This window comes from Neorhizobium sp. DAR64860/K0K1 (assembly GCF_050500205.1).
GTDB lineage: Bacteria > Pseudomonadota > Alphaproteobacteria > Rhizobiales > Rhizobiaceae > Neorhizobium > Neorhizobium soli.
Window position 1 is genome coordinate 778,816 of record NZ_CP191458.1, and the last position, 17,816, is coordinate 796,631.

Annotated in this window: 14 protein-coding genes; 5 read left to right on the forward strand and 9 right to left on the reverse strand. The window is 59.6% G+C overall.

The window, feature by feature from the left end; all coding sequences use genetic code 11:
- Nucleotides 1–25: 25 nt before the first annotated feature.
- Nucleotides 26–1,393: a sigma-54-dependent transcriptional regulator gene (locus tag ACQY1J_RS03470; RefSeq protein WP_430249387.1), complete on the reverse strand. Its 1,368-nt coding sequence runs from the start codon at nucleotides 1,391–1,393 to the stop codon at nucleotides 26–28.
- Entirely contained in the window at nucleotides 1,380–3,269 is a 1,890-nt protein-coding gene (locus ACQY1J_RS03475; protein WP_430249389.1) for a sensor histidine kinase, read from the reverse strand. The genes ACQY1J_RS03470 and ACQY1J_RS03475 overlap by 14 nt, the downstream gene beginning before the upstream one ends.
- A 214-nt stretch (nucleotides 3,270–3,483) precedes the next feature.
- On the opposite strand from ACQY1J_RS03475, the gene ACQY1J_RS03480 reads away from it, so the two are divergent.
- Nucleotides 3,484–4,812: a dicarboxylate/amino acid:cation symporter gene (locus tag ACQY1J_RS03480; protein WP_062458822.1), complete on the forward strand. Its 1,329-nt coding sequence runs from the start codon at nucleotides 3,484–3,486 to the stop codon at nucleotides 4,810–4,812.
- A gap of 63 nt (nucleotides 4,813–4,875) precedes the next feature.
- Here ACQY1J_RS03480 and eutC read toward each other — a convergent pair whose 3' ends face one another.
- From eutC to ACQY1J_RS03505, 5 genes are all read right to left on the reverse strand, one after another.
- Nucleotides 4,876–5,655, reverse strand: coding sequence for an ethanolamine ammonia-lyase subunit EutC (eutC, locus tag ACQY1J_RS03485; protein WP_430249390.1), 780 nt, complete (start codon nucleotides 5,653–5,655; stop codon nucleotides 4,876–4,878).
- Nucleotides 5,652–7,049: an ethanolamine ammonia-lyase subunit EutB gene (locus ACQY1J_RS03490; RefSeq protein ID WP_430249392.1), complete on the reverse strand. Its 1,398-nt coding sequence runs from the start codon at nucleotides 7,047–7,049 to the stop codon at nucleotides 5,652–5,654. Before ACQY1J_RS03490 ends, eutC begins: the two co-directional genes overlap by 4 nt.
- Nucleotides 7,050–7,123: 74 nt before the next feature.
- Nucleotides 7,124–7,378: a hypothetical protein gene (locus ACQY1J_RS03495; RefSeq protein ID WP_244631534.1), complete on the reverse strand. Its 255-nt coding sequence runs from the start codon at nucleotides 7,376–7,378 to the stop codon at nucleotides 7,124–7,126.
- A 608-nt stretch (nucleotides 7,379–7,986) separates the two neighbouring features.
- The gene (locus tag ACQY1J_RS03500) at nucleotides 7,987–8,277 is read right to left on the reverse strand and encodes a hypothetical protein (protein WP_430249393.1); all 291 of its coding nucleotides are present in this window, start codon (nucleotides 8,275–8,277) and stop codon (nucleotides 7,987–7,989) included.
- A complete protein-coding gene (locus ACQY1J_RS03505) occupies nucleotides 8,274–10,568 on the reverse strand; it encodes an FdhF/YdeP family oxidoreductase (protein ID WP_430249394.1) in 2,295 nt (764 codons plus the stop codon). Before ACQY1J_RS03505 ends, ACQY1J_RS03500 begins: the two co-directional genes overlap by 4 nt.
- Before the next feature lie 214 nt (nucleotides 10,569–10,782).
- Here ACQY1J_RS03505 and ACQY1J_RS03510 point away from each other — a divergent pair, with 214 nt between their 5' ends.
- From ACQY1J_RS03510 to ACQY1J_RS03520, 3 genes are all read left to right on the forward strand, one after another.
- On the forward strand, nucleotides 10,783–11,802 hold the full coding sequence (locus ACQY1J_RS03510; protein WP_430249395.1) for an Ldh family oxidoreductase: 1,020 nt from the start codon (nucleotides 10,783–10,785) through the stop codon (nucleotides 11,800–11,802).
- A 232-nt stretch (nucleotides 11,803–12,034) separates the two neighbouring features.
- The gene (locus ACQY1J_RS03515) at nucleotides 12,035–13,339 is read left to right on the forward strand and encodes a UDP-glucose dehydrogenase family protein (protein ID WP_062458806.1); all 1,305 of its coding nucleotides are present in this window, start codon (nucleotides 12,035–12,037) and stop codon (nucleotides 13,337–13,339) included.
- Between the two features lie 101 nt (nucleotides 13,340–13,440).
- On the forward strand, nucleotides 13,441–14,232 hold the full coding sequence (locus tag ACQY1J_RS03520) for a metallophosphoesterase family protein (protein ID WP_430249396.1): 792 nt from the start codon (nucleotides 13,441–13,443) through the stop codon (nucleotides 14,230–14,232).
- 144 nt (nucleotides 14,233–14,376) lie between these two features.
- On the opposite strand, the gene ACQY1J_RS03525 is transcribed toward ACQY1J_RS03520, so the two are convergent.
- Nucleotides 14,377–15,288, reverse strand: a complete 912-nt coding sequence (locus ACQY1J_RS03525) for a hypothetical protein (protein WP_062576535.1) — start codon at nucleotides 15,286–15,288, stop codon at nucleotides 14,377–14,379.
- A 216-nt stretch (nucleotides 15,289–15,504) separates the two neighbouring features.
- Between ACQY1J_RS03525 and ACQY1J_RS03530 the strand changes: the two genes are divergently transcribed.
- Entirely contained in the window at nucleotides 15,505–16,431 is a 927-nt protein-coding gene (locus ACQY1J_RS03530; protein WP_113110092.1) for a manganese catalase family protein, read from the forward strand.
- 49 nt (nucleotides 16,432–16,480) lie between these two features.
- On the opposite strand, the gene ACQY1J_RS03535 is transcribed toward ACQY1J_RS03530, so the two are convergent.
- Nucleotides 16,481–17,785, reverse strand: a complete 1,305-nt coding sequence (locus ACQY1J_RS03535) for a glycoside hydrolase family 130 protein (RefSeq protein ID WP_430249397.1) — start codon at nucleotides 17,783–17,785, stop codon at nucleotides 16,481–16,483.
- Nucleotides 17,786–17,816 lie beyond the last annotated feature (31 nt).

Consider the following 17,816-nt stretch of genomic DNA (forward strand, 5'->3'; position numbering starts at 1 on the left):
CGCAAACGCGGAGCCGCGAACAAGTTCAGGAAAGGCGCTTGTCCGCGAATTCGCTTCTGACGATGCCGTGCCGCTGCAGCTTGTCGTAGAAGGTCTTGCGGGGAATGCCGAGCGCTGCAATCGTCTGCTGCACATCGCCATCGCACGCCGTCAGCGTTTCACGAATGATCTCGGCTTCGTATCGCTCCAGCCGCTGGGGCAGCGAACCCGTTTCCGGATCGGCTGATTGCCGAGCGGGAGAGCTTGTCGGATCGAGCCCAAGAACCACACGCTCGGCAAAATGGGACAACTCGCGGACGTTGCCGGGCCAGTGATGGTCGCGCAGGTATTGGCCGATTGTTGGCGTGATCGAGGGCGCTTCCCGATTGAAGCGGGTTGCGGCACGGTCCGCGAAATAGCTGAATAACAGGGGAATATCGTCCCGCCGCTCCCGCAGGGGCGGAATGGCGATCGTGACGACGTTCAACCGGAAATAGAGGTCCTCCCGAAACGTCTCGCGCTGAGCCTGATCGCCCAGATCCACCTTGGACGCGGCGATGATCCGCAGATCCACGGGACGCACTTCGTTTGTCCCGAGCGGCATCACCTCGCGCATCTCCAGCACGCGCAGCATCTGCACCTGCGCAGACATCGGCATGCTCTCGATCTCATCGAGAAAAAGCGTGCCGCCGCTCGAGTGCTCGATGCGACCGATGCGCTTTTTTTGCGCGCCGGTGAAGGCGCCCGGTTCGTGACCGAACAGCTCGCTTTCGATCACCTGCTGCGGCAAGGCGCCGCAATTGAGCGCCACGAAGTTCCCGGCGGCACGGCGGCTCCATCCATGCAGAAGACCGGCAACGATTTCCTTGCCGCTTCCGGTCTCGCCGGTGACGAGGACATCGATATCGGTATCGGCGATCTGGCGAAGCATGTTGCGTAGTCGCTGCATGACGGGTGTCTGGCCGATCAACGGGGATTCCTGGCTGGAACTTTGAGCTGCTGCGCGCAGCCGGCGGTTTTCCAGTGTCAGACGTCGCTTTTCAGCAGCGCGCCGGACGCATTGCACAAGCCTGTCCGTCGCAAACGGCTTGGCAAGGAAGTCGTAGACGCCGCTTTGGATGGCCTTCACAGCCATTGGAATATCGCCGTGGCCGGTCATCAGAATGACCGGCAGCTCTTCGTCCAGACTGCGGAGGCGGTCGTAAAGTTCGAGACCATCGAGCCCCGGCATTCGAATGTCGGAGACGACGATGCCCGGGAAGTCTGCGGAAATTTTAGACAGGGCGTCCGTGGCCGAGGTGAACGCGATCGGCTCGAAACCGGCAAGCTCCAGCGTCTGGCCTGTGGCGCGCAGGAGATCGGCGTCGTCGTCTATCAGAATGACCGGCACCGCGCCCATGTCAGGCTCTGTCATGATCGTTTTCCTCATCAGCTCTCACGAGCGATATTGTAAAGCAGGTCCGTCCATCGCGGCTCTCGACCTCGATGCGCCCGCCGTAATCGGTGACGATGTCTTTGGAGATGACGAGGCCGAGCCCCAGCCCTTTTTCCTTCGACGAGTTGAAGGGCTCGAACAGGGCCTCGAGAATCTGCGGCGCGATGCCGGGACCGTTATCGCAGACATGCACCAGCACCCGATCGGGAGACACATCCGTCGTCACTTGGATCAACGCATCCGGCCGGCCCTCAACAGCCTCTAGCGCATTCTGGAACAGATTGATAAACACCTGTTCCAGCCGCAACCGGCTCCCCATCACGACCAGCCCGCTTGGCGGCGGCGTGATCTTCAGCGTATCCATTCGTCCGGTGAAGCGGCTGCGAACCAGCATGGTCGCACCGTCGAAGACTTCCTGCAGCAGGACCGGTTCCGGAGCCGGTCGACCTTTGCGCGCAAGTGCCTTCAGATCATCCGTAATCGCACCGATCCGTTCCGTGAGAGACGCGATGTGATCCAGATTTTCGACCGCAGTCTCGGCACTGCCCCGTTCGAGCAGTACCTTGGAATTGTCCGCATAGGCGCGGATCGTCGCGACAGGCTGGTTGATCTCGTGGGCGACACCGGCTGCAACCTGACCGAGGATGGCAAGCCTGTTGGCCTGCACCAGATCCTGCTGGACGGATTGCAGCCGGCTTTCGGTCTGCTTGTGATCCGTGATCTCCGCCTCCAGCCTGTCACGCGCCAGACTGAGATCGATCGTGCGCGCCGCAACCCGATTTTCGAGATCTTCCCGCGCAAGCCTCTGCTGTGCAATCGCCATCTCGGTCACCTGCCGACGTCGCAGCAGGAAGGCTGCCAGCGCGAATAGTGTCGTTACGGCCAGGATCGCCATCAGCCGTGTTTCGCGAAGCGCGTCGGACAGCGCCTTGGAAATTGGCAGAAGATATTCGAAGCGCCAGGGGGTCGACGGGATCGGGGTCGTGATCTCCAGGAAGTCTTCTGCTCCCGCGCCTCCCGGAAGAATAGCCTGCAGCGTCCGCGCGTTGTCTCCGACCGGCTGCTGGCGGATGAATGGCAGGGGAAGAAGCGGCGCATCGCCGAATTGCAGACTTTGGCGAATGGCGCCGAGATCGTCCGGATCAAGCGGCTCGGTCGTCATGAACCGCCAGGATGGGAGGCTGGTGATCAGTACGACGTTGCTGGAATCAACAACAAACGAAGGGCGCTGCGAGTTGCGCCAGTCCGCTTCCAGCTGATCGAACTCCATCTTTGCAACGACCACGCCGAGCGGCGCTTCGGCCGGACCGACGCGTTGCGAGATGTAGAGACCGGGCCGTTTGCTGACGCTTCCCAGTGCGAAATGTTCAGCCGCCCCCTCCTGCATCGCCCGCGTGAAATAGGCACGGAACGTATAGTCGTTGCCGACGAAGCTTGTTGGCTCCCGCCAATTGCTCGACGAGATCGCAATCCCGTCCGGGCCAACGACATAGATCACGCTGGCATTGGTCTTAACGACCAGGTCTTCGAGTTTGGCATCCAGTGCCTCTCTCTTCGCAATAGCCGCATCGGCGCTCAAGTCGACCAAAGCGTCGCGGACCTCGCGGTCACCGGCCAGAAGCAACGGTAGCGCCCGCGGTCGCTCGAGGACGGCCTGCAGGAGAGCAACCTTCAAGTCCGCATCCGTTCGAGCCTGCGCTTCCAGTCGCGTTAAAGCTGATGCACGGCCGTAGCGCTCGACCGCAAACCCTGCGGCGACCACGATGCTGATCGCAGCGACGCCAAACACGATCCAGGCCAGCCGAAATTTCCGAACCAGGTGCTCAGCAGGCTGAGGATCGTTTGTGTAGGACATCGCCCCTATGAGCATGATTTCGCACAAACATCAAGGATGGGTGCGGTAGTTCGCACAAATCGTTTTGCGTGACTCCGGGTTAGGATAGCGCCGTCAAGTTAATTCAATAACTTAGTCGATCCGTGCGGATCTGGCACGTCCCTTGCTCGCCTCAAGTTCGATTCTAAGAACATGCCCCGGGTGGGAACCTAGAGCGGGGCGACTGGAGGACTTTATGGATATCTCGACACCCGCAGCCGGCAAGCCGGCGGCACTGCCATTCTATCGCCACCTGTATTTCCAGGTTATCGTCGCGATCATCGCGGGCATGCTGATCGGCCACTTCTGGCCTGAATTCGGCGCCAGCCTGAAGCCGCTTGGCGACGCCTTCATCCGGCTGGTTAAGATGATCATCGCTCCCGTGATCTTCCTCACTGTGGCAACCGGCATCGCCGGCATGTCCGACCTGAAGAAGGTTGGCCGGGTCGCCGGCAAGGCGATGCTCTACTTCCTGACCTTCTCGACGCTCGCACTGATCGTCGGCCTGATTGTCGGCAACCTGCTGCACCCAGGTGCCGGAATGAACATCGATCCGTCCACGCTGGACGGCAAGGCCGTGGCGACCTACGCAACCAAGGCGCATGAGACGACGATCACCGGCTTCCTGATGAACATCATCCCGGAAACCATCGTTGGCGCGTTTGCCCAGGGTGACATTCTCCAGGTCCTGTTCTTCTCGGTCCTGTTCGGTATTTCGCTCGGCATGGTCGGCGAAAAGGGCAAGCCGGTCACCGACTTCCTGATCTCGCTCACTGCCCCGATCTTCCGTCTGGTCGCGATCCTGATGAAGGCCGCTCCGATCGGTGCCTTCGGCGCGATGGCATTTACCATCGGCAAATACGGCATCGGCTCGGTCGCCAACCTCGCCTACCTGATCCTGACATTCTACATCACCGCACTTCTGTTCGTGATCGTGGTGTTGGGCGCCGTGGCGAAGTATAACGGCTTCTCGATCTTCTCGCTGATCCGCTACATCAAAGAGGAACTGCTGCTCGTTCTCGGCACCTCGTCGTCGGAAGCAGCGCTTCCCGGCCTGATGCAGAAGATGGAACGTGCAGGCTGCAAGCGCTCGGTTGTCGGCCTGGTCATCCCGACCGGTTACTCGTTCAACCTCGACGGCACCAACATCTACATGACGCTGGCAGCGCTCTTCATCGCTCAGGCGACGGGAATCGACCTGTCACTTGGTGATCAGATCCTGCTTCTGCTCGTGGCCATGCTGAGTTCCAAGGGTGCAGCCGGCATCACCGGTGCAGGCTTCATCACGCTGGCTGCAACGCTATCGGTTGTTCCCTCCGTCCCGGTCGCCGGCATGGCGCTCATCCTCGGCATCGACCGCTTTATGTCGGAATGCCGCGCCCTGACCAACCTCGTCGGCAACGCGGTTGCGACCATTGTCGTCGCACGCTGGGAAAACGAGCTGGACAAGGACATGCTGGACAAGGCGATGGCCGGTGAGCTGACCGGCGATCCGGTAGCCCCGGTCCTGCAGCCGGCGGAATAAGATACGCTCCCAAGCGTCAAAAGGGCGGTACCTTTCTAAGGTGCCGCCCTTTTGATATGTGGCCTAACCCAGGAGCGCTGCTGCGTCGCGCAGCGCAACGCCGCTTATACCGGTCTGCAGCATTGCCTTGACCAGAGCCGAGATCGCATCGGCCGCGCTGGCAATCGACATCCCGCCGTCGCGGATGTTCGATATGCAGTTGCGTCGGGAATCGGGCGTGCCTGACCTCGGTTCGTAGGTGACATAGGCGCCGAGACTGTCGGCTGCCGAAAGCCCCGGTCGCTCCCCGATCAGAATGATCGATAGCTTGGCACCCAGTGCCTCGCCGACCGGGTCTGCCAGCGCAACCCGCGCATTTTCAGCCAGAACGATCGGCGCCAGGGAAAGATTGAATTCCTTCAAGCGTGTTTGAAGCGCCTCGATCAGCGGCGTTGCGTTGATTTCCACCGCATTGGACGACAACCCATCGGCGACAACGATGACCACATCGAAATTGTCGCCGCTTTCGGGTCTCACCGAACGAAGCAAATCGACAGACGGTCCGGAAAGTTGCCGGCCAAGATCCGGGCGACGGACGTATGTTCCGCGATCTTCCGCAAGGCTTGCGACCTCGATTGCGCCAAGGCCCATCGACTTCAGACGCTGCGAAAGGCCATGGCGATCCATCCCGCTCCACACCGCCTCGCGAGCCCGTGCGTGATCCATCAGGAACGCGAGTTGCACCTTTGTCGGCTGACCGGCGCCGAAGCGTCCGAGCGATACCCGGGCCGCGGTCATCGACCTGAGATCGAGGCTGCGCTTTTCGGTGTCTTCCACCGGGACAGGCTGATCGCGATCCGTCATGCCGAGGCTCCAAGAAGAGCAAGCTCGGACAGGTGCCGGGTCAGCCGCACCGGATCGTCCTTCAAATAGCCTGCCGGATCGGTGAGCCCCATCTCGTTCAACCATGCTTCGAATTCCGGTGCAGGCGGGCGTTTTAGAGTCTCGCGGCAGTAAACGGCGTCGTGGTGCGACAGAGACTGGTAATTGAGCATGATATCGTCAGCGCCTGGCACGGTGATGACGAAGTTCACATTGGCGGCACAGAGCAGGGTCAGGAGCGTATCCATGTCTTCCTGGTCAGCATCCGCATGGTTTGTGTAGCAGACGTCGACCCCCATCGGCAGACCCATGAGCTTGCCGCAGAAGTGGTCCTCCAACCCGGCGCGGATGATTTGCTTGCCGTTGAAGAGATATTCGGGTCCGATAAAGCCGACGACCGTGTTGACCAGAAGTGGATCGAACGCCCGAGCAACCGCATAGGCGCGCACTTCCATCGTCTGCTGATCCACACCGAAATGCGCATCGGCGGAAAGCGCCGCACCCTGTCCGGTTTCGAAATACATCAGGTTCGCATCAACAGGGCCGCGTTTGAGAGCCCGCGCCGCGTCATGGGCTTCCTTTAGCATCGCCAGATTGACACCGAAACCTTCGTTTGCCTTTTGCGAGCCGGCGATCGACTGGAATACCAGATCGACAGGAGCCTGTTGCTCGATTGCCCGGATGGCCGTCGTGACATGGCCGAGGCAGCAGGTCTGGGTAGGGATCGACAGACGGGAGCGCAACTCATCGAGCAGGGAGACGATCCGGACGTAATCCTCAATGCTATCGGTTGCAGGATTGACGCCGATCACTGCATCGCCCGACCCCATCAGTAGACCGTCGACGGCGGACGCTGCGATACCGCGCGAGTCATCCGTTGGATGATTGGGCTGGTTGCGGGTCGAAAGCCGGCCCGAAAGACCGATCGTCGAGCGAAAGCGTGTCACGACCTCGCGTTTGGCCGCAACCGAGATCAGGTCCTGAACACGCATGATCTTGGAGACCGCTGCCACCATTTCAGGCGTCAGGCCGAACGTGATTGCCTCCAGCTGACGCTGCCCCGTCTCGGGCTTCAACAGCCATTCGCGGAACTCGCCGACCGTCAGCGACGAGATCGGTGCGAATGCCGAAAGGTCGTGCTGGTCGGCAATCAGTTGCGAGACCTCGTCGGTCTCGGCCGCGATCAGCTCCTCGGAGAGGAATGCCTCAAGCGGCAGGTCTGCGAGTGTGATCTGCGCCGCAAGCCGCTCTACCGGACCCTCTGCCGCCACCCCCGCAAGCTGGTCACCAGACCGCTCGGGCGTCGCCTTGGCCAAGAGATCCTTCAGATCACGGAAACGAAAGACCGTCTGCTCGATCGTGGTCTGGTAGGGCATCAGGCGATTTACCGGCTCAGAGGAACATTACGTCCATCATCACGCCAGGCTCCGACCGATGCAAGCGGCAAGCGTCATGAAATGAGATCGGCGAGCGCTTTGTGGCCGGCAAGCGCTGTTTCCAGTTCCGGAATCGTGTGATTGCCTTCCCGGAAGAGGTTGATCATGACCGCAGCCGCGATACTGACGTCCGGATCGCTCCTCTCGAGATGATACTTCGCTCGCCAATTCTCGAGTACGATATCGAGGACTTCAAGTTCCGTGGGGCCGAAGGTCTTTTCCATAAATGCGGGCATGACAAACTCAAACTTCTCAGTGACGGCCATCATTTGGTCGATGCGATGCAAGCTTCAAGAGGCGGGTCATCACTTTCTTACAAATGAGATAAGTTCCAGGTCCCTGCGGAAAAACCTCTGCAACCGCAAGAAGTTAGTTGCAACGCACAATCCTCGCGGTCACGAGCAACGCACCATCGACAGCGCCGACAGCCCTTTCACTCGTTGCTGCAATGCACAGATCTGACTGTCACGACTTTCAGGAACACAACCTCAGTCAAGATCGCAACAGAAACGAAGCTAGACGCAGAAAGTGCCATTGCGGCGACAACAAGCGTCGCAAGGTCGAGACAACTCGCCAGCTAGCACAGCACTTAGGGAGAGCATCAGCAACGAGGTTGGCGAACGTCGGGGGATACAAGACGAACGAACTCAAAGTGCACGGCAGGGCAATGTCCCGCCATTGAGCGATGCGAGAGATGGAGGCGACGGACGTTGCCGTGTGGATACCAGTCACCGACGCACAGAAGCCCGGGCTCGATCACCCGGACTTCGATTGCAGCACCTTATTAGCAATGGGACCATGGTGAGACATGACGTCTTCATACCCGCACCGAAGGTCAGCGCGGGAAGGAGGTTGCAACCGCCTCCACCAAAGCTTTTTATTCGACGGGAACAGTCGCCCCGTCGTCAGGCCGGCGGTAAAATGTCCTGAGCGTGCGTTCGTCCTTGCTGGTGACCTGAAGCCAGGCACCCGGAATGTCCGTCAGTTCACGCAGCACGATCGAATGCTCGATGCCGAACAGCCGCGAAAAGCTGCGGCTGTCCCTGGCAACATCGAGATCGAGGGCAATGATCATCCCCGCCTGAATGCCGCTGAGGCGGGGATCCTGCTGCTGCAGCCTAGCAGTGAGCGCTATAAACCGGTCTGGATCCGGCGGGTTGCCCGTCACGCCGCCTCGCGACGGCGAACGGAGACCATCACCGATTTGGATGTGGGCGTATCGCTCTCTTCGCCCGCGCTTCCGATCGGCACGAGAACATTCAGTTCGGGGTAATAGCCGGCGATGCTGCCCCGCGGAATGTCGTAGGGAACAAGGCGGAAATCAGATGCAACGCGGGCGATGCCGTCAGTGTACTCGCAGACGACGTCGACGCGTTCCCCAGCCTTTGCGGACAGCGCCTTTACGTCATCAGGGTGCATGAAGATGACCTGTCTTTCGCCGTAAACGCCACGATAGCGATCGTCGAGACCGTAAACCGTCGTGTTGTACTGGTCATGCGAGCGGAACGTCTGCAGCGCAAAGTGATCGTGCCGCTTAAGGGCGGCCTGATTAACAGTCTCGGACGGCAGGGCGATATCAGAGAAGGATGCCTTGCCCGTCGGGGTGACCCACTCGCGATGGGCAGCCGTGTTGCGCAGGTGGAAGCCGCGCGGCTTGCGCAGACGCGCGTTGAAATCCTCAAAGCCCGGAATGGTCGCCTCGATATGCTTGCGGATCAGGTCGTAATCGTCGGCCAGAGCCGCCCAGTTGATCGTGTCCGAGCCGACGGTGGACGCGGCCATGCCGGCAACGATCGCGACTTCCGAGAGAAGATGCGGCGAGGCAGGCCTGTTGATGCCGGCCGAGCCATGCACCATGCTCATCGAATCCTCGACGCTGACGAGCTGCGAATTGCCGGCAGAGTTAAGATCGATCTCGGTGCGGCCAAGGCAGGGCAGGATGAACGAGACATCGCCCGGCATCAGATGAGAATGGTTGGGCTTGGTTGCGACATGCACGGTGAGTTTGAGCTTGCGAAGCGCCTGCTCGACCAATGCGCTATCGGGCGTGGCGCGGGCAAAATTGCCGCCGAGCCCGATGAACGCCTGTGCGGAACCATCCAGCATCGCGCCAATTGCGGCGATCACGTTATGACCATTGGCGCGCGGCACCGCGAACCCGAATTCTTTCTCGAGCGCGTCGAGGAAGGCAGCCGGAGGCTTTTCGTTGATACCGACCGTCCGGTCGCCCTGAACATTGGAATGACCGCGCACAGGGCACAGTCCGGCTCCCGGCTTGCCGACATTGCCGCGCAGGAACATGAAGTTCGAGATTTCGCGAATGGTCGCGACCGAGTGCAGATGCTGGGTAATACCCATGGCCCAGGTGCAGATGACGCGCTCTGCCTGCATGTAGACGTCTGCAGCGCGTTCGATCGCTTCGCGGGTCAGGCCAGACTGCGAGATGATCTCATCCCAGCTGGTTGCCTCGACCGCGGCCAGATAGGCGTCGAAGCCTTCGCAGTGTTCGGCGATAAACGCGTGATCGAGCACGGACGGACGGCCGGCTGCAACAGCTGCTGCTTCCGCGGCCAGAACCGCTTTCGACATCCCACGCACGGCGGCCATGTCGCCGCCCAGTTGCGGCTGAAGATAGTCGCTGGCGATATCGGTCGCGCCGCCACGCAGCATCTGCAGCTTGTCCTGCGGGTCCGAGAACCGCTCCAGACCGCGCTCCTTGACCGGGTTGAAGACGACGATCTGGGCACCGCGGACTGCGGCGCGCCTGAGGTCCCCCAGCATGCGCGGATGGTTGGTACCCGGGTTCTGGCCAATCACGAAGATCGCGTCGGCCTTCTCGAAATCCTCGAGCAGGACCGTTCCCTTGCCGACGCCGATCGACTGGCGAAGAGCCACGCCGCTCGCCTCATGGCACATGTTGGAACAGTCGGGGAAATTATTGGTGCCGTAGGCGCGCACGAACAGCTGGTAGAGGAATGCCGCTTCGTTGCTGGCGCGGCCGGACGTGTAGAATTCAGCGCGGTCTGGGCTGTCGAATCCCTTGAGAATGTCGCCGATCTCGGCGAACGCGTCCTGCCATGTGACCGGGAGGTAGCGATCGCTTGCCGCGTCGTAACGCATCGGATGAGTGAGACGACCGTTGAGCTCAAGCTCATAGTCGGACTGACGGCGCAGCTCGGAAACGGTATGGGCAGCAAAGAATGCCGGTGTTGCGCGTTTTTCGGTCGCCTCCCACGAGACGGCCTTCACGCCGTTCTCGCAAAATTCGAACGAGGAGCCATGCTCCGGATCGCCCCAGGCGCAGCCGGGACAGTCGAAACCGTCAGGCTGATTGGCCTTCAGCATTGCCCTTGCACCGGACAGCGGCGAGCCGCTGTTCAGAAGCTGCTTTCCGCAGCTTTTCAATGCGCCCCAGCCGCCTGCGGCCGACGATTTTTTACCGATAAATCCTGTATCCATGCTGCATCTATTTGTCGCGGGGACGATTTGATCAAGCGGCAGAACAGCATGGCTTGATAGGAAATATCTATCGTCGTGATAAGGGGCTCCGATTTATGGTGGTCCGTCGCGGAACTTCTCATCACCGGGATTGAAAGCGCGGCGTCTGCGGCTATTCTCGCGCCGACTGAAGCGACATCTAGATACCGAGCGGAACGGCTACGCAGGAGAGAACATGACAGAAAGTGCCGCCATCCATATCGGCTTTGACGATCTGGTCGCTTTGCTGAAGACGATTTTCGTTCGCAACGGCGTATCTGAGCCAAATGCCCAGATCCTTGCCGAAAACTGTGCCGGCTGTGAGCGGGATGGCTCTTTGAGTCACGGGATTTTCCGCATGCCGGGATATGTATCCTCTCTGAAGAGCGGCTGGGTCGATGGCAAAGCCGTGCCGGAGGTGGAGGACGTCGCCCCGGCCTTTCTCCGCGTCGATGCCAAGGGCGGATTTACCCAGCCGGCGTTCTTCGCCGCGCGGTCCCACCTGATCGAAAAAGTCAAAGCCAACGGCGTTGCGGTCCTTGCTATCCGTCGCTCGCATCACTTCAGCGCGCTTTGGCCGGATGTCGAACCGTTTGCGGATGAGGGGCTTGTCGCCCTGAGCGTCGTCAACAGCATGGCATGTGTTGTACCGCACGGTGGCCACAAGGCGGTGTTTGGCACCAACCCGATTGCCTTCGCCTCGCCGCGCGCGGGCTCTGCTCCATTCGTATTCGATCAGGCATCTTCTGCGATCGCTCACGGCGACGTGCAGATCGCGGCACGCGCCGGGCATGACCTGAAGCCCGGCATGGGTGTCGACCGCAACGGAGAACCGACAACCGACCCGAAGGCAATTCTTGACGGCGGTGCGCTGCTGCCATTCGGCGGGCATAAAGGCAATTCGATCGCGTTGATGATAGAAATCCTCAGTGCGGCCCTGACCGGCGGCTATTTTTCAGGTGAGTTCGACTGGAGTGGCCACAAGGGTGCGCAGACGCCATTCACGGGCCAGTTTTTTGTGGTTATCGATCCCGAGCGGGGCGGCAATCACGCCTTTGCCGACCGTGTTGCGCAGATCTGCGACCTTGTCCTCGATGCCGGTCAAGATCGTCTTCCCGGGGAGCGGAGACATAACACTCGAAAGGCTGCCCTCGCACATGGCATACCGCTCTCGCCCCAAAACCACGACATGCTGATGGCTCTCGCTACACCCTGATGCCTCGTATTTGCAGATGCAATTTCGCGAATATGAACTTCACTGCGCGGAAGAGAAAAAACTTGTCATCGGGGGTAACTATAACGCAGCAAACCCTTTGCCTTTTGCTTGCAAGAAAACATAAGGAGGCATGTAAGGAATGCTTGGAATCAATTTACATCGACAATCTTTAGCCTGACCTACTACATTTTAACTTGCGCAAATATAAGCGACCCAATTCTCAGGAGATTTCATGCGTATCGTAATGGTTGGATCGGGCTATGTCGGGCTTGTGTCCGGAGCGTGTTTTGCAGATTTCGGCCATGACGTGATCTGCGTCGACAAGGCCGCGGAAAAGATCGATGCCCTGAAGAATGGCGTCATCCCGATCTTCGAGCCCGGCCTTGATGCCTTGGTCGAAAGCAACGCCAGGTCCGGCCGTCTTTCCTTCACGACCGAGCTTGCGCCGGCTGTCAGCGAAGCCGACGTCATCTTCATCGCTGTTGGCACCCCCTCGCGTCGTGGCGATGGTCATGCCGACCTCGGTTACGTCTATGCTGCCGCAAAAGAGATCGCAGCTTCGATCAAGGGCTTTACCGTCGTCGTGACGAAGTCCACCGTGCCTGTCGGCACCGGCGACGAAGTCGAGCGGATCATCCGGGAAGCCAATCCGGATGCGGATGTCGCCGTTGTCTCCAACCCGGAATTCCTGCGCGAAGGGGCAGCGATCGATGACTTCAAACGTCCGGACCGCATCGTTGTCGGCCTCTCGGATGACCGTGCCAAGGCTGTGATGACCGAGGTCTACCGGCCGCTGTTCATCAACCAGTCGCCGCTGCTGTTTACATCACGCCGCACATCCGAACTGATCAAATATGCCGCCAATGGTTTTCTCGCCATGAAGATCACCTTCATCAACGAGATGGCGGACCTTTGCGAGAAGGTCGGAGCCGACGTTCAGGACGTCTCGCGCGGGATCGGCCTCGACGGTCGCATCGGATCGAAATTCCTGCACGCAGGTCCGGGCTATGGCGGATCCTGCTTTCCAAAGGACACGCTGGCGCTGGCAAAGACCGCACAGGACTTTGACGCACCCGTGCGTCTGATCGAGACCACGATTGCTGTCAACGACAGCCGCAAGCGTGCCATGGGCCGCAAGGTGATCGCCGCTGCCGGTGGCGATGTGCGCGGCAAGAAAGTCGCTCTGTTCGGCCTTACCTTCAAACCGAATACCGACGACATGCGCGACAGCCCGGCAATCGCCGTCGTTCAGGCTTTGCAGGATGCCGGCGCGATCGTGTCCGGCTATGACCCCGAAGGCATGGCAAATGCCAAGCAGATGATGGACATCGAGTTCGCAGCGGGACCCTATGAAGCAGCTGAAGGTGCCGATGTCGCCGTGCTCGTGACCGAGTGGAATGCGTTCCGAGCCCTCGACCTCGACCGCCTGAAGTCCATCATGAAAACGCCGGTTCTCGTCGACTTGCGCAATGTCTATCGCGCTCAGGAAGTTGAAGCACACGGCTTTGCCTATACGGGTGTGGGCAAGAGCATCTGAACCCGGGATCCGGCACATGGCGGTGTTGCCTTGAGCGGGACAAGCAAGAACCTTCAAAGCGACCGTAATCCCTGGCGGATTTCGAACGGGGATTACGGCGCATGCGAAAGATGATCCGCTGGTTGACCTTGCGCGCCTCACCGCAACTTGGCGAGCAGCGCAGGCGAAGGCTCGACCTTGGAAGCGAACCGTTACCCTACCCGCTCTACGCGATCGGCGATGTTCACGGCTGTCTTGACCTGCTGAAAAGGGCTGAAGCCGTCATCGCGGATGACATGAGGCGATTGGGACGCCCCGGGCTCGTTGTTCTCCTCGGCGATTACGTCGATCGTGGACCCGCATCGGCGCAGGTGCTCGAACATCTCTCGAGCCCCGGCGCTCTCGGTTTGAAACGCGTGACGCTTTGCGGCAACCACGACGATCTGTTCCTGCGCTTTCTGGAGCGTCCCGAAGCGTACATGCACTGGCTGGAAATGGGCGGCGACAAGACGCTCGCATCCTACGGCGTGGATCTGCAGCATCTGAGCCTCCGCCGCAAAGGTAGCGGCGCGTCTCTCATGCACGTCTTGCAGGAGGCGGTACCTGAAACGCACCGATCATTTCTTATGGATCTGCCTGTCAGCCTCAAGGCCGGCCAAGTCCTGTTCGTTCATGCGGGCGTGGCACCAGCCATACCCATCGAAGAGCAGCGCGATGAGGATATGATGTGGATCCGCGGGGCGTTCCTCAAGCAAGGGCCTGAACTTCCACATCTCATCGTCGTCCACGGGCATACGCCGCAGGAAGATCCTGATTATGGGATCGGTCGCATCGGGATCGATACCGGAGCAGTCTATTCCGGAAAACTGACAGTTCTGCGTATCGATGGTGAGGAGATCTCGATTCTGCAGTGAGGACCAAGCCTTCTGCACTCGTTACCAGCGGATGCGCTGGCGAGGACGATCTGCGCCACGACTTCGAGCAGACATTGTTCGCATGAAAAAACCCGCGCCATCGGCATCTACCGTTGGCGCGGGCTCGTTGTTTTGCTTGTCAGATCAGACCGTGCGGCGACCGACAGTCTCCGTTACGACCACGTTCTTCTTCGTACCGAAGCTGCCACCGACCCAGCCGGCGATTGCACCGAGTGCCAGGGCGATGAAGCCAAGGATTGCACCAGCAGATACGGCAGTTGCCGTGGCTTCTGCGGCTTCGAGTGCCTGCTGCTTTGCAGCTTCGACGTTCTCGCGGTACGTTGCCTCATACTGCTGAACCTGCTGGCGAGCCTGTTCGACCGGGATGTTCTGCGAGCGGGCAATTGCTTCAGCGGCACGGTTGCGGGCATCTTCTGCCTTTGCCTGGTCGCCGGTTACGGCTGCCTGAACAGCGGCAACTGCAGCGTTCTGGAGAGCCTGCGGATCGTTACCGGTTGTGCTGCGGATCTGCTGCTCGATACCGGCCATCGGGTTGGCGGAATTGGCAATTGCAGGCGCTGCGGTCGACGCAGCCGTTGCTGCCGTCTGGCCAACGCCACCGATGACGCTCGACAGGCCGCTGAATGCGCCGCCGACGAGAGCGCCGATCGAGGTTGTCAGCATGTAGAGGACCACGAGCGTTGTAACAGCCCAGGTCGTCAGACCATGGTAACCGCCCGTCGAGTTGCTCGGTCGGCCGGACAGGCGGCTCGAGACGTAGCCGCCGACGAAGGCCGCAATGATCCCGGCGATGACAAACCAGATGCCGCCGGCGATTGAGAAGGTGCTGGCAGTCGGGTTGTCGGAGGTGACCGGATCAAGCACCGCGGCACCAAGACCGACGCCGAGAAGATTGAGCAGGAACTGCACTGCAAGCGCGATGACGACGCCTGCAAAGATTGCTCCCCAGGATACTTTGTTCAGTGCCGACGTCGCATTGACTGAGACGCCATGAGTGGTTTCGTGCGGTAGATGGGTTGTGACTGGTGTTACCATGATGGTGATCCTTAAAGCGCCTCACAGACGCGTGAGTGCGCCGTTAACAGTTTCGCCTCATTCAAGTTCCGTCAAAATCGTCGGACAACACGAAATATTGGAACAAAAGCAACATAATCACCTTCGACGGTTAATTCTGAGCATGAGTAATATTTCCGGGGAACAAGCATCTTGCCCGGTGGTTGGGACGAGACCTACAACCAAAGGAATACCTCAATGTTCATGCGAGTTGATCAGCTGCAGGCAAACCTGCCGGCACCGAAACGTGCTGACCCCAATGCTGCCGCAGCACTCCAGGAATTGCTTGGCGGGAAATATGGAGAAATGTCGACGCTTGGAAACTACATGTTTCAGAGCTTCAACTTTCGGTCCAAGGAAAAACTGAAGCCGTTCTACAGCCTTGTTGCCAGTATCACTGCAGAAGAACTTGGCCATGTCGAGCTTGTCAGCAATGGCGTTGGAATGCTCAACAACGGCCCGGACATTCCAGGGGGCGACGAAGGCGACGGCGGCGATATTTCGGGCGCACCCTTCGAGGATATGAAGGATATGCGGTTGGCCGCGGCTTTTCTGTCCGGTGGCGGTGGAGCGGCTCCGATCAACAGCAACGGCGTATCGTGGAATAACGATTTCATCACCAGCACGGGCAATGTCGTCGTCGATCTCTTGCACAATTTCCATCTGGAATGCGGTGCCCGACTGCACAAGCTGCGCGTCTACGAAACGTTGACGGACCCGACGGGTCGCGAAGTCTGCGGCTATCTTCTCGTGCGCGGTTCGGTTCACGCCCATGCCTACGCATTGGCGCTGAAGAAAATCACCGGCGTTGAAATCGAAAAGTTCCTGCCGACGCCGAACATTCCGCTTTCCAAGATCCCGGAATGCCAGAAATACCTGGATGAGGGTTCGCATCGCCGGCTCTACACGTTCAGCCCGAACGACTACAAGGAAATGGCTGGCATCTGGGGGAATGGCGAAGTCGCTCTTCCGAACGATCCTCCGGGCGAACTCGAAGTGATCGATGGCATGCCCGACGGTGGCAAGATCCATCAGTTGACCGGCGTTCCCTCGGCATTCACACCGGATTACGCGCCGGAAGAAATGTTCGAGATCGCAGAAAAGCTTTACAAGAAGTCGCGTTAATTCAGTCGGCGGCGGGGACTTTGGTCCCCGCCGTTTTTCATTCAACGTGTCACCCGTCCAGAGTCTGCAGCAGCTCCGAAATCCTGATCGTCGAGAAGTTGGAAACCGTATCGCAGACTGCGTATGGCAAGATGATCAACTCACCGTGCCGCATTCCACCGCATGTGTAGACGACGTTCGGGACGTACCCCTCACGTTCCGACTTTTCCGGACGAACGAGCGGATCGCGTGACCGGGCGAGAACCTTCGAGGGATCCTTCTTGTCGAGAAGTGCGGCCCCGATCGCATACCGACGGACCGGGCCCACACCGTGTGTGAGCAGCAACCATCCTTCGTCGAGCTCGATTGGGGATCCGCAATTTCCCATCTGCACGAACTCCCAGGGAAATTTGGGGCGCAGGATCGCTTGGCCGCCGTTCCATTCGTGCAGGTCGTCGGAATAGATCAGGTAGAGATTTTCGTTGTCCTGCCGACCGATCATCGCGTAGCGACCATCAATCTTCCGCGGAAACAGCGCCATCCCTTTGTTCATCGCCGCCGTGCCGGTCAACGGCGTCATCTTGAACGAGATGAAGTCGCTGGTCTGCAGTAACTCCGACCGGATGGCCTTGCCGCTGTAAGCGGTATAGGTCGCATAGAACGTCTTTTCCTCATTCTCCTCCGTCTCGAATTCGACAAAGCGTGCATCTTCGATGCCGTTCGACTGAGCTGGTGTCACCGGAAAAATGACGCGTTCGCTGATATGCTGGTCGGCGCTGAAACTGAGTTCGACGCTCTCATCCGATGAGCCGGACAGCGGCGTTTGGATCGTTGGGGTGGATGCAAGCCGTGCAGTCGGTTCTATATCCACGCCGCCATCGGGCGCGATCAGTCCCGTGCGGAACGTCAACGAGGAGACATGCCCCTCGCCGACGGCGCGCAGGCTCAAGACAAACCGGCGGCTACCCTCCGGCACGCCCGATTGGTCCGGGTGAGCGACGATACTGGGGTTGAACAGTGCCGAGGCTTCAAACGAATATTCGTTGAGGAAGTAGGCCCCGATCAGCTGTCGCTGCGTCGGGCTGAAAACCGTGTGCGGCGCAAAGGCTTCTTCCATCTCCTTCGCGCGTGCTTCGAATGTCGCCAGGAGGTTACGGTGGCGGCCCTCAAAATTCTCGAGCACGTCCGCAAGAAGAAGATCGGCGGCCTGCGGCTCCAACGCCAGCACCCGATCGACAATAAGGTTCGCCCGGGTTTTATCCGTCGGATTCAGATCCCGGGGTTCGGTGGCGGGCTTGAACGGACGCACGACCACGCGCGAGGAATCGGGTCGCAGGAAGAGCGATTGGCGGTTGACAACAACGGCTTTTGACAAAGCGATCTCATTTCATTTGAACGGAATTCGG